Source organism: Kitasatospora sp. NPDC041917, from assembly GCF_055589745.1.
In genome coordinates this window covers 90,970-103,844 of sequence record NZ_JBVJBI010000016.1, presented here as the reverse complement: position 1 = coordinate 103,844, position 12,875 = coordinate 90,970, and the positions used below count along the sequence as shown (strand labels likewise).

Genomic DNA, 12,875 nt, shown 5'->3' with positions numbered 1-12,875 from the left:
AGGCGCCACCGCGGGGCCCCGGCACCCCTCCCGGGCGGGCCGGATCGTCAGGAGCACCGTCTCGGCCGTGCTGATCACGCTGACCTGCATCCTGGTGCCGGTCTCGCTGCTCACCGTCTGGGTGCACGACATCGCGCTGGACACCGACCGGTACGTCAGCACGGTCGCGCCGCTGGCCACGAACCCCGCGATCCAGGACGCCGCGGTCAACCGGATCACCCGGGCGGTGGACGTGAAGGTGGACGGTCCGGAGGTCGCCTCCGACCTGGCCGCCTGGCTCCAGTCGCAGGGCCTGCCGCCCCGGGCCGCGTCCGCCGTCAAGTCGCTGGGGCCCAAGATCGACGACGCGGTGGACCAGGTGGTCTCCAAGGCGGCGACCAAGGTCGTGCGGAGCGACGCCTTCGACACCGTCTGGACGCAGGCGAACCGCGCCGCCCACACGGCCGTGGTCCAGGCCCTGACCGGACACGGCCGCGGCGCGGTCGGAGTCAGCGACGGCACGGTCACCCTCGACGTCGGGAAGGCCGTGGACCAGCTGAAGGACCAGCTGGTGGCCGCGGGGCTGACACCGGCCGAGAAGATCCCGGACGTGAACAAGCATCTGGTGCTGTTCCAGTCCGACAAGCTGGCCAAGGTCCGCGGGGCCGCGCACGCGCTGGACGTGATGGGCAACTGGCTGCCGGTGATCACCGTGGTGATCGGTCTGGTCGGCGTCCTGCTGGCCCGGCGCCGGCGCCGGGCCCTGGTGTCCACGGCGCTCGGCGCGGCGGGGGCCGGCCTGGTGGTGGCGATCGCCCTGGTGATCGCCCGGCACTACTACCTCGACCACCTGCCGCCCGCCGTGCAGTCCCGGGATGCCGCGGCCGCGGTCTTCGACACGCTGCTGAGGTTCCTGAAGGTCAGCCTGCGCACCCTCGTCGTCCTGGGCGTGGTGGTCGCGCTCGGCGCCTACCTCTCCGGGGCGGGACGGCTGCCGCGGGCCGTGCGCGGCGGGGCCGACCACGCCGCCGACTCGGTCGCCGGCTGGAGCGGCGCGCACGGCGTGCACACCGGACGGGCCGGAACCTGGACCGACGCCCACCGCCGCTGGCTCGCCCTCGCGGCGCTGCTGATCGTGGCCCTGGTGTTCGCCCTCTGGAACCACCCGACGGTGCTGACCGTGCTGCTGCTCGTCCTGGTGCTCCTCGTGGTCCTCGCCGTCCTGGCCCTGCTCGCCGCCTCCGGACGGGTCGCCGGCCCAGGACGGGGCGGTGCGCCCGGCGGGGCCGACGCGCCCGGAGGCGGCGGGGCGTCCGGAGGCGGCGGCGCCGAGAACCCCCGGGAGGAGAGCTGAAGGGGCTCCACCAGGGACGTCCGGGCCACGGCCGCGGCCGGTCCGCGCCACGACAGGACGGGGATCCGGTTCTACCGTGAACGTAGGACTTCTGTTCCACCCTCCCGCCTACCGCGGTCCGCGAGGCGGTTGCCATCGAAGGAGTCACCGTCATGACGAGCAGCGTCAGTGGAGTCGGCAGCAGCCAGATCCCCCAGCCCCAGCGGCACCCATACGCGTCCGGGTGGACCATCTTCGCGGGGGTCATGCTGATCACCGGCGGTCTCATGGCGGTCTTCGAGGGGATCTCCGCCATCGCCAAGGACGACCTGGTCGTCGTCACCCGCAACTACGCGTACTCGCTGAACAGCGCCGGCTGGGGGTGGATCCACCTCATCCTCGGCGTCCTGATCGTCGTGGCGGGCGTGGCGGTCTTCAGCGGCGCCCTCTGGGCCCGGATCTTCGGTGTCGCCCTCGCCGGGCTGGGAATGATCGCCAACTTCCTGTGGCTGCCCTACTACCCGGCGTGGGCGATCGTCCTGATCGCGATCGACGCCCTCGTCATCTGGGGGCTGTGCCACGGCGGCCTCAAGCAGGCGGCCGAATGACCCCCGAGGAGGCCCGTCCCTGACCGTTAGACCGGCCCGGATCCCGGCATCCGCCGAGGTCCGGGCCGTTGCGTGCCCACCGGGAGCATCGACGCCGTCCCGCCGCGGAGGGGTCCCCGTCCGGCCCGGACGGGCGGCGGGACGGCCTGTGAGGCCCGGGTGAAGGTCGTGGGTGGGGCCGGTGATCGGCCGTTGATCGGGCGTAGACGGCGAGCCAGGAGCATCGGGGACCGGAGGGAGCCGGTCGGAGGCCACAGCCTGATCGCCGGGTCCCGTACGGCCGGACCACGGGCCGTGCGGGCGCCCGGAGCTGAGGCCGCCACCGGTCCCGACGCCAGGAGGAGTCCGGACCACGAAGGGCAGACGAGGCATGGACGGCGGGCAGTCGGTGCAAGCGGTGAGAACGGCGGCGGGCTTCGGCGAGCTGCTGCGGCTACGGCGCGAGCGGGTCGGGCTGACCCAGCAGTGCCTGGCCGATCACGCGACCCTGAGCGTGCGGGCGATCCGGGACATGGAGAGCGGCCGGGTGCGCCGGCCCCGCAACGAGACCGTCCGGCTGCTGGCGGACGCGCTGCGGCTGGAGGGCCGCAGCCGGACGGACTTCGAGGAGACCGCCCGCCGGCACCCGCTCGCGGACGAGCCGGTGGCCGAGCCGGCCGCCCCGCCGGTGGCCCGCGGGGCGATCGTCGGCCGGGACATGGAGGCCGAGGTGCTGGCCGACGCCTTCGCCGTGCACGGGGACCGGCTGGTCTCGCTGGTGGGCCTGGGCGGGGTCGGCAAGACCCGGCTCGCCCTGGAGGTGGCCCGCCGGCTGCACCTGGCCGTCCGCTGGTCGGTGCGCTGGGTGGACTGCGGCGGCGGCCCGCACCTCTGGCGCGCGCCGCTGGACGACCTCGCCCGGGACATCGGCGAGCGGCCCGCCCTGCTGGTGCTGGACGGCGCCGACGGCGGGGTGGACGCCGGGCAGCTGGACGGGTTGTTCCACCGCTGCCCCGGGCTGCGGGTGCTGATCACCGCCCGGGAGGCCCGGCCGCTGCCCGGGGGACAGGTCATCCCGCTCGCGCCGCTGCCCGTCCCGGCCCCCGAACTCGACGCCGAACCGGAGGCGCTGGCGCAGGTCGGGGCCGTCCGGCTGCTGCTCTCGCACCTGTGCCGGCTGCGCCCCGGCTACACCCTGGAGCGCTCCGAGGCGCCCGCCGTCGCGGAGCTCTGCCGCCGCCTGGACGGCCTGCCGGGCGCGCTGGAGCGCGCGGCGGGGTGGGCGCTGGTGCAGTCCACCTCCCAGCTGGTGGCCGGGCTGGCGGTCGTCCCGTTCACGCTGGCGGCGCCGCCCGTGGTGTTCGGTGCGCGCGGTGACCTGCGGGACGAGGTGGAGCCGGCGATCCGGCGCCTGACGGAGCGCCAGCGCGCCCTGCTGGAGGTGCTCGTGGACGAGCCGGGGGACTGGTCGGGGGAGGACGCGGTGGTCCGCAGCGGCTGGACGCTGCAGGCCTGCCTGGCCACGGTGCACGAACTGCTGTCGCGCGGGCTGATCCGCAGCGTGCCCGCCCGGGACGGCGTGCGCTTCACGGTGCTCAACCTGTGCCGGCGCCTCGTCCGGGAGGAGCCCGGGATCCGGCTGGGGCCGGCGGGGGACGGCCCGCTGCTGGCCGTCGCGGGCTGACCGTGAGGCGTCGAACGGCTGCCGATTCTGCCGCTTAATGCCGCAGGAGCTGCCGCTTGCCGGGCCCGATCGTTCCTAGCGTTCTCCGTGGGGCCGGACCGCCGCGGGAACGCGCCGGAACGCCATCGAGGATCTCTACCGATGAGGGCTGAGTCGTGGAGCACGGAAACGCCGAACAGAACGGTCTGGACGTCGTCGTGACGACGACGGCCTCGGATTCGCACACCTGGAACCTGGTCTTCCTCCAGTTCCTGCTGGAGGAGACGGGCCACCGGGTGACGAATCTGGGCGCATGCGTCCCGGACGCGCTGCTGATCTCCGAATGCCGCCGGATCGAACCGGACCTGATCGTGATCAGCAGCGTCAACGGGCACGGCTTCCAGGAGGGCCTGCGGGTGATCGAGGCCCTCCGCGCCTGCCCGGAACTGCGGCGCACCCCGACCGTCATCGGCGGCAAGCTCGGCATCGCCGGGGCCGACGACCCCGACCGCGAGCGGACGCTGCTGGCGGCCGGCTTCGACGCGGTCTTCGAGGAGGGCGCCGCAGTGGCCGGGTTCCGCGAGTTCGTCGGCGGACTGCGCTCCGGGGTCCTGCTGTGACGGATCCTGTGGTGACGGATCCTGTGGTGACGGGCCCCGCAGTGACGGGTCCCGCCCGGGCGGGCTTCGGCGCGTTCGTGGCCCAGGCCGCCGAGGCCGGCGCCCTGGTGGTCCAGCCCCGGATGGGCATGGCGCGGGCGGCCGTGATGCGGGAGGGCCTGCTCGCCACCCGGGGGGCGGCCGCCGTCACCGTCGGCACCATCACCCTGGACAGCTACACCCGCACCGGCGACCTCGACGCCGCGCGGCGCGCCCTGGCCGCCGGGGCGGGCCTCAACGGCTACCCGATCGTCACCCACCCGGTCGAGGTCACCCGGGAGGTGCTGCGCGGGGTGGCGGACGCGGGCTTCCCGGTGCAGGTCCGGCACGGCTCGGCCGCGCCGGAGCGGATCGTCGAGGCGCTGCTGGCGGCCGGCCTGGACGCCACCGAGGGCGGACCGGTCTCCTACTGCCTGCCGTACGGCCGCACCCCGCTGCACGAGGCGGTGGCGCGCTGGCGGCGCAGCTGCGAAATCCTCGCCTCCGTCCGGGAGTTCGGCGCCGAGCCGCACCTGGAGACGTTCGGCGGCTGCATGATGGGACAGCTCTGCCCGCCCTCGCTGCTGATCGCCATCAGTGTGCTGGAGGCGCTGTTCTTCCGTCAGAACGGGCTGCGCAGCATCTCGCTCAGCTACGCCCAGCAGGCCAACGCCCGCCAGGACGAGGAGGCGCTGGCCGCGCTCGGCCGGATCGCGGGGGAGCTGCTCGCGGACGTCGACCGGCACCTCGTGGTGTACGCGTACATGGGCGTGTACCCGCGCTCGCCCGGCGGCGCGCGGCTGCTGCTGGAGGACGCGGCGCGGCTCGCGGTGCGCGGCGGCGCGGCCCGGCTGATCGTCAAGACCACGGCCGAGGCGCACCGCATCCCCACCGTCGCCGAGAACGTCCGGGCGCTGGAGACCGCGGCCGCGGCCGCCGCGGCGGAGCGGGGCCGGCCACGACCCGTCGCCGCGCCGGACACCGGGATCGAGGCCGAGGCCAGGGCGCTGATCGGCGCGGTGCTCGACCTGGACGCCGACGTCGGGCGGGCCCTGGTGCGGGCGTTCGCGGCCGGCTACCTGGACGTGCCGTACTGCCTGCACCCCGACAATGCCGGGCGGACCGGCAGTTCGCTGGGCCCGGACGGCCGGCTGCACTGGTCCGGCGTCGGCTCGATGCCGATCGCGGGGCTCGTCGAGCGCGGCCGGGCGCCGATCCTCGGCTCGGCCGGGCTGCTGGCCGCCCTCTCCCACGTCCGGCGCGGCTACGACGGCCGGGCCGAGTACGCGGCCGCCTCCGTGGCGGCGTCCGCCGCCCGGGGCCTGCCGGTGGCGCGCTGAGCCGCCCGCCGGGCCGCGAGGCCCCGACCCGCCCGGCGTTCAAGCACCCCCGCCCGCCCGCCGCTCCACCACCGACGACCGCCCGCGCCTCCGACGGCGGGCCACGGACCACCCGAGAGAACAGGACCCCGATCATGCCCGACACCACGCCCCGGCCCCCGGTCGATCCGGGCCGGCACCTGACCGCCCCGACCACCCGCAGCGCCCTGCGGATCCAGCAGCAGCTGCTCGCCGCCGCCCGCGAGTTCCTGCGCGGCCGGGGCTTCACCGAGCTGCTGCCGCCGATCATCGGCCCGGTCACCGACCCCGGTGCGCGTGGCTCCAAGCAGGTGGACATCGACTTCTACGGCCACCGCTACAAGCTGATGACCAGCGCGATCCTGTACAAGCAGGCCTCGCTGCTCGCCTTCGACAAGATCTTCTGCATCGCCCCGAACGTCCGGCTGGAGCCGCTGGAGACCGCCGGGACGAGCCGGCACCTGGCCGAGTTCCACCAGCTGGACGTGGAGGTCGCCGGCGCGAGCCGGGACGACGCCGTCCAGCTGGCCGAGGAGCTGGTGGTGCACATGGTCGACAGCACGGTGCGCGAGCTGCCCAAGGAGTTCGCCGAACTCGGCCGGGACCCGCAGGCCTTCGCCGAGCTCCTGAAGGGCTCGTTCGGCCGCGTCCGGCACGCCGAGGCGGTGGCCGAACTGCGCGGCATCGGGCACCCGCAGAGCCTGGACGCCGAACTCGACTGGGAGGGCGAGGCATTGCTGTCGGACCGGCGTGACCGGCCGTTCTTCGTCACCGACTACCCGAAGGGCTCGCGCGGCTTCTACGACCGCGAGCACCCGGAGGACCCGGGCCTGCTGCGGAACTTCGACCTGCTCGCGCCCGAGGGCTACGGCGAGCTGTGCAGCGGCAGCCAGCGCACCAACGACTACGCGGAGATCGTCACCCGGATGCGGGAGACCGGCGAGAACCCGCAGAAGTACCGCTGGTACCTGGACCTGGTGCGCGAGGGCGTGCCGGCCAGCGCGGGCTTCGGCATCGGGGTCGAGCGGCTCACCCGGTACGTCGCCGGGCTGGACGCCGTCTGGCAGGCCAGCGCGTTCCCCAAGGTCGCCGGGGTGGTGTCACCGTGAGGGAGCGCAGCGAGCCCGCCGTCGAGCGGAGCGGGGCGGACGCCGCCGCCGTGAAGGACCTGACCGCGCCCGGCTTTCCGGAGGAGGAGGTCCGGCGGCGGGCCCGCGTCGGGGCGGCCGCGGCGTTCCCGCCCGCCGAGGAGTACGGGCGGGTGCTGTTCGGCGCCGGCCGGCCCGGGGAGCCCGCGCAAAACGACGCGCTCGACGCCCTGCGGATCGTCCCGCCGCTGTTCCTGCCGCAGCGGCTCGCCAAGCTGATCGACCTCGGCCGCGAACCCGACTACCGGGACGTCGAACTCGCCACCGCCATCGGCGGGTTCGCCTCGGCGCTGCCGGTCTACGTGTCGGCGACCGGCTCCACCCGGGCGGCCGGCGGCGACCTCGGGCTGGCCCTGAGCCGGCAGGCCGGGGCGCTCGGGATCCCGATGGTGATCGGCGAGAACGTGGTGCCGGTCAACGGCTACGGCCGGCTCGGTGAGGCGGCCGACCGCACCCTGCTCGGCCGGCTGCGCGCCTACGGCGAGCAACTCCCGGACGGGCTCGGCGGCGTGGCCGTGCAGCAGAGCACCGAGGACGCCGACGCCGAGGTGTGGAACCTCGTCCACAGCGATCCGGCCGCCCTTCCGCTGCTCGAATCCGGGCGGCTGGCCTTCGAGTTGAAGGTCGGCCAGGGGGCCAAGCCGGGCCTGGGCGGGATGACCGTGCTGGACGCGGAAGCCGCCGCCGCGCTCGGCGACCGCTTCGGGCTGGACCCGCTGTTCGGCGACGGCCGGGTGCTGCGCGCCGCCACCCCGGGCACCTTCACCGCGGAGATCCTGCGCCAGCAGATCCGGCTGATGCGCAACAACTACCCGCGGGTGCGGATCTGGGTGAAGCTCTACCCCGGCCGGGACGTGGCCGAGGCCGCCCGGGTGGCGCACGAGGCCGGAGCGGACGCCGTCGTGGTGGACGGCGCCGAGGGCGGCACCGGCTGGGCGCCGGGGGTGTTCCTGCCGCACGTCGGCCTGCCGCTCGCGGAGTGCCTGCGCCGGCTGGCGGCCGCGCCGCCGCCCTCCCTGCTGGTCTCCGGGCGGATCTGGGAAGGCGCCCGGGCGGTCAAGAGCCTGGCGCTGGGGGCCCGTGCGGTGGGCCTCGGACGGGCGGCGCTGCTCGCCGTCGCGGAGGACCGGGAATCCGGTCTGCGCCGTTTCGCGGAATGCCTGGCGCTGGAACTCCGACTGCTGATCAGTTCGCTCGGGAAATACGCCCCCGAGGCCCTGGACGGGGCGGACGTCTGGTCCCCCGAGAATTCCTGAAACACCCTCGGCCGGTAGCCCTGGCCTGCCTGGAAAGCGGCATGATGAAACTGCCGATTTCCTTCCGCTCATTCTGCCGATAGGGCCGTCGAATTCCCCCTATCGTCGCTTTCGTCGCCGATTTCTCTCACGATCTGGGGTTGGATGATGTCCTCGCGCGGTTTCCCCACCGAATTCACGGCGCCCGGTTTCGCGCCGTTCGCCTCCGCCGTCGCCCGCTTCCCGGAGCGGCCGGCCGTCCGGGCCGGCGGCCGGACGGTCGACTACCGGGAGCTGGACGGCCTGACCGCCGCCCTCGCCGCCCGGCTCGCCCCCGGCCGGACGGTCGCCGTGACCGGCCGCGACCGGCTGGACCACGTGGTCGCGCTGCTCGCGGCGCTGCGGGCCGGCGCCACCTACCTGCCGCTGGACGGGGAGGCCCCCGAGGAGCGCAACCGCTGGATCGCCGAGGACGCCGGGGCCCACCTCGCCCTGAACGGCGAGGAGCTCACCGAAATCGGCGGAGGGGCGGGCGGGAACGCCGGCGCCGGCTACGTCATCTACACCTCCGGCACCACCGGCCGCCCCAAGGGCGTGCACGTTCCGCTCGCCGCCCTGGCCGGCCACCTGGCCGGTGTCGTCGAGACCTTCGGCCTGACCGAACGGGACGTGGTGCTGCAGTTCGCCCGTCCGACCGTGGACGTGGCCGTCGAGCAGGTGCTCGGCGCGCTGTCCGCCGGGGCCTGCCTGGTCCTGCCGGAGCAGCGGCTCCTGGCCCCGGCCGCGCTGCTGGACCTGCTGGACGCCGAGGGTGTCACCGTCGCCAACCTGGCCGCGGGCTACTTCCAGGACGTGGTGGCGGCCCTGGGCGGCCGGGTGCCGCGCACCCTGCGGCTGATGATCTCCGGCAGCGACAAGCTGGAGCCCGCCACCGCCGCCGCCTGGTGGTCGGCGACCGGGGTGCCGCTGCTGAACGCCTACGGCCCGACCGAGACCGTGGTCACCGCCACCACCCACCGGCTCGACGGCACGCCGGAGCAGCCCGCCGCCCGGGTGCCGATCGGCACCGGGGTCGGCGCGCGCCGCCTCCACGTGCTGGACGGGCGGCTGCGGCCGGTGCCGCCCGGCGAGGCGGGCGAACTGTACGTCGGCGGGCCGCTGTTGGCCTCCGGCTACCTCGGTCGTCCCGGCCTCACCGCCGGCCGCTTCGTCGCCGACCCGTTCGCGGAGGCCGACGGGGCCCGGGGGGGCCGGATGTACCGCACCGGCGACCTGGTGCGCCGCGCCGCCGAGGACGGCCCGCTGGAGTTCCTCGGCCGCGGCGACCACCAGGTGAAGATCCGCGGCTTCCGGGTCGAGCCGGGCGAGGTCGAGCAGGTGCTGGCCGGTCACCCCGGTGTCACCGGATGCGTCGTGGTGGCGCACGAGGGCCGGCTGGCCGCGTACGTCACCGGCGCCGCGCCGGGGTACGCCGAGGCCCGGGCCTGGCTGGCCGAGCGGCTGCCCGAGCACATGGTCCCGGCGACGCTCACCGCGCTGGACGCCTTCCCGCTGACGGCCGGCGGCAAGGTGGACCGCGGGGCGCTGCCCGAGCCGCGGACCGTGCCGCAGGGCAAGCCGGCCGGCCGCCCGCCGCGCACCCCCGCCGAGCAGCTGATCGCGGCGGTCTGGGCGGACGTGCTCGGGGTGCCGGAGGTCGGCGCCGACGACAACTTCTTCCACCTGGGCGGCGATTCGCTGACGGCCGTGCGGGTGGTGGGCCGGGTCTTCGACGTCTTCGGCATGGTGTCGCCGTACACCATCTTCGACGCGCCGACGCTGGCCGAGTTCGCCGCCGCGGTGACCTCCGCGTCCGGCGGCGCGCGCCCGGCCCCGGTCCGCTCCGGCGCCGCCCAGGCCCCGCTGTCCAAGTTCCAGCGCGGGCTGTGGTTCCTCGACCAGTGGAACCCGGACGCGCCGACCTACGTGGTGCCCTGGGTGTTCCGCTTCTCCGGGCCGGTCGACCCCGAGTTGCTGCGGCGGGCGCTGGCCGGGGTGGTCGAGCGGCACGAGAGCCTGCGGACGACCTTCGAGCTCGCCGAGGACGGTCCGCGGCAGGTCGTCCACCCCTCCGTGGAACTGCCGTTCACGCTCACCGAGACCACCGCCGAGGAGGTGGACGCCCTGGTCGCCGAGGCCGCGCTGGAGCCCTTCGACCTGGAGTGGGGGCCGCTGGTCCGGGCCCGGGTCTTCCGGGCCGACGGGGCGACCACGCTGCTGCTGCTCCTGCACCACATCGTCTGGGACGAGGGCTCGCTGGCCGTGCTGGAGGCCGAACTCCAGGAGCTGTACGCCGCCTTGGCCGAGGGCCGGCCCGCCGAGCTGCCGGAGCTCGCCGTCCAGTACGGCGACTACGCCGCCTGGCAGTACCAGGACGACACCGCCGAGCGGCAACTGGACTACTGGCGCGAGCAGTTGCGCGACGCGCCGACCGCCGACGCGCTGGTGCCGGACCGGCCCCGGCCCGAGGAGCAGGCCTTCCGCGGCGCCTTCCACCGCTTCGCCATGCCCGGTCCGGTGGCCGAGGCCGTCCGGGCGCTCGCCCGCAGCGAGGACGCCACCCCGTTCATGGTGCTGCTGGCCGGGCTGGCCCTCGCCCTGCACCGCCGGTCCGGGCAGCGCGACCTGGTGCTCGGCTCGCCGGTGAACGTCCGCGGCCGGGCCGAACTCGACGGCCTGATCGGCTACTTCGTCAACCTGCTGCCGCTGCGGCTGAAGCTGGAGGAGGGCGCCTCCTTCCGTGAACTGGTCCGGCACGTGCGCGAGGTGTCGATCGGCGGCTACCGCCACCAGGAGGTGCCCTTCGACGACATCGCGGGCGCCGTGCTCGACGAACGCCCCGAGGACCGCAACCCGCTCTGCCAGGTGCTGCTGGAGCTGCACCCGCTGGACCCCCGGCCGTTCACGGTCGGCGGGCACGAGGTCACCCGGGCCCTGCACTCCAACCCGGTCTCCCGCTTCGACCTGTCCGTCTCGGTGGACGACCTGGGCACCGGCTTCACCGGCCGCTTCGAGTACGACAGCGACCTCTTCGCCCCGGACACCATGGCCGGCCTGTGCGAGGAGTGGCTGGGCACCCTGGCCGCCGCCGTCGAGGTGCCGGTGCACGCCCTGTTCGAGGCGCGGGCCGCCCGCGACCCGCGGGCCGTCGCCCTGATCTCCGGCGAACGGAGCGTCGGCTACGGCGAGTTGAACACCGCCGCGAACCGGCTCGCCCGGCACCTGACGGGCCTCGGCATCGGGCGCGGCGACACCGTCGCGGTGCTGGCCGAGCGCGGGCCGGAGCTGGTCGTCGCCCTGTTGGCGGCCCTCAAGGCCGGCGCCGCCTACACCCTGCTCGACCCGGACTTCCCGTCCGAGCGGCTGGCCGGCGCGGTCGCCGACACCGGCGCCGCCACGGTGGTCACCCACCGGCACGCCGTCGTGCCCTTCCCGGTCGGGCGGCAGGTGGACCTGGACGCCGCGGCCGCCGAACTCGCCCGGTACGCGGGGCACGACCTCGGCCTGCCGGTCGAGGGCGCCGACCTCGCCTGCGTGATGTTCACCTCCGGCTCCACCGGCCGCCCCAAGGGCGTCGCCGTCCCGCACCGCGCGCTCACCACCACCTACCTCGGCCAGGACTACGCCCGCTTCGGCCCCGAGGAGGTCTGGCTGCAGTGCTCGCCGGTCTCCTGGGACGCCTTCGCTCTGGAGCTGTACGGCGCGCTCTGCTTCGGCGGTGCCTGCGTCCTCCAGCCCGGCCAGCGCCCGGACCCGCAGACCATCGCCGAGCTGACCCGCCGCCACGGCGTCACCCAGCTCCAGCTCTCCGCCAGCCTGTTCAACTTCCTGCTGGAGGAGTTCCCGGAGACCTACGACGGCCTCAAGCTCGCCTTCACCGCCGGCGAGCGGGCCTCCGTCACCCACGTGGCCAAGGCCCTGGAGGCCTACCCGGGCCTGGCGGTGGCCAACGGCTACGGCCCGGTGGAGAGCCTCGGCCTGACCACCTGCCACCGGGTCGGCCCCGCCGACACCGCCGGTGCCTCCGTCCCGATCGGAGTCCCGCTGAACGGCAAGGGCGTCCTCGTCCTGGACGAGCGGCTGCGCCCCGTCGAGCCCGGCGCGACCGGCGAGCTGTACGCCACCGGCGACGGTCTCGCCCACGGTTACCTCGGCCGGCCCGGCCTCACCGCCGAACGCTTCGTCGCCTCCCCGTACGGCGCCCCCGGCGAGCGCCTCTACCGCACCGGGGACCTCGGTCACCTCAACGCCGAGGGCCTGTTGGAGGTCACCGGCCGGATCGACGACCAGGTGAAGATCCGCGGCTTCCGGGTCGAGCCCGGCGAGATCGAGGACGCGCTCACCCGCCACCCGGCCGTCCGGGAGGCCGCCGTCGCCGTCCACGAGCCCGCCCCGGGCGACCGCCGGCTCGCCGCCTACGTGACCGTCGCCGCCGGCGCCCCCGCCCCGGACGCGCTGCTCGACCACCTGGCCGCCCTGCTGCCCGAGCACATGGTGCCCGCGACCCTCGACGTCCTGGACGCCCTGCCGCTCAACCACAACGGCAAGGTGGACCGCAAGGCGCTGCCCGCCCCGGCCGGCCGCCGGGCCGCCGACGCGGCCGGGGCCACCGACGGCTCCGGGGCCACCGTGGCCGCCGACCCGCTGACCGAGGCCGAACGCCTGGTCGCCGAGGCGATGCGCGAGGTGCTCGACCTCGCCGAGGTCGGCCGCGAGGACAACTTCTTCCGGATCGGCGGCAACTCGCTGGCCGCCGTCCGGGTCGCGATGCGGCTGTCCCGGGAGACCGGCAGCCGCGTCCCCCCGCAACTGGTGTTCCGGGCCCGGACCGTGAGCGCCATCGCCGAACGGCTGGCCGCCCGATGACGGGCCGCACCGCACACGAAGGGAACGAG

Annotated in this window: 8 protein-coding genes; all 8 read left to right on the top strand. The window is 75.2% G+C overall.

The window, feature by feature from the left end; all coding sequences use genetic code 11:
• Positions 1 to 67 precede the first annotated feature (67 nt).
• Positions 68 to 1,333 carry a hypothetical protein gene (locus ACZ6EM_RS20975; protein WP_452178856.1) on the top strand — a complete coding sequence of 422 codons (1,266 nt, stop codon included), beginning with the start codon at positions 68 to 70 and terminating at the stop codon, positions 1,331 to 1,333.
• A gap of 152 nt (positions 1,334 to 1,485) precedes the next feature.
• Positions 1,486 to 1,920, top strand: coding sequence for a DUF7144 family membrane protein (locus ACZ6EM_RS20970; RefSeq protein ID WP_401048330.1), 435 nt, complete (start codon positions 1,486 to 1,488; stop codon positions 1,918 to 1,920).
• A 388-nt stretch (positions 1,921 to 2,308) separates the two neighbouring features.
• Entirely contained in the window at positions 2,309 to 3,583 is a 1,275-nt protein-coding gene (locus ACZ6EM_RS20965) for a helix-turn-helix domain-containing protein (RefSeq protein WP_401048332.1), read from the top strand.
• A gap of 155 nt (positions 3,584 to 3,738) precedes the next feature.
• Positions 3,739 to 4,182, top strand: a complete 444-nt coding sequence (locus ACZ6EM_RS20960; protein WP_359898267.1) for a cobalamin B12-binding domain-containing protein — start codon at positions 3,739 to 3,741, stop codon at positions 4,180 to 4,182.
• Positions 4,183 to 4,208: 26 nt separating this feature from the next.
• A complete protein-coding gene (locus ACZ6EM_RS20955) occupies positions 4,209 to 5,540 on the top strand; it encodes a methylaspartate mutase (protein ID WP_401048334.1) in 1,332 nt (443 codons plus the stop codon).
• A 134-nt stretch (positions 5,541 to 5,674) separates the two neighbouring features.
• Positions 5,675 to 6,667, top strand: a complete 993-nt coding sequence (locus tag ACZ6EM_RS20950; protein WP_359898265.1) for an asparagine synthetase A — start codon at positions 5,675 to 5,677, stop codon at positions 6,665 to 6,667.
• 50 nt (positions 6,668 to 6,717) lie between these two features.
• A complete protein-coding gene (locus tag ACZ6EM_RS20945; protein ID WP_452178862.1) occupies positions 6,718 to 7,962 on the top strand; it encodes a glutamate synthase-related protein in 1,245 nt (414 codons plus the stop codon).
• Between the two features lie 144 nt (positions 7,963 to 8,106).
• Positions 8,107 to 12,846, top strand: coding sequence for an amino acid adenylation domain-containing protein (locus tag ACZ6EM_RS20940; protein ID WP_465772972.1), 4,740 nt, complete (start codon positions 8,107 to 8,109; stop codon positions 12,844 to 12,846).
• Positions 12,847 to 12,875 lie beyond the last annotated feature (29 nt).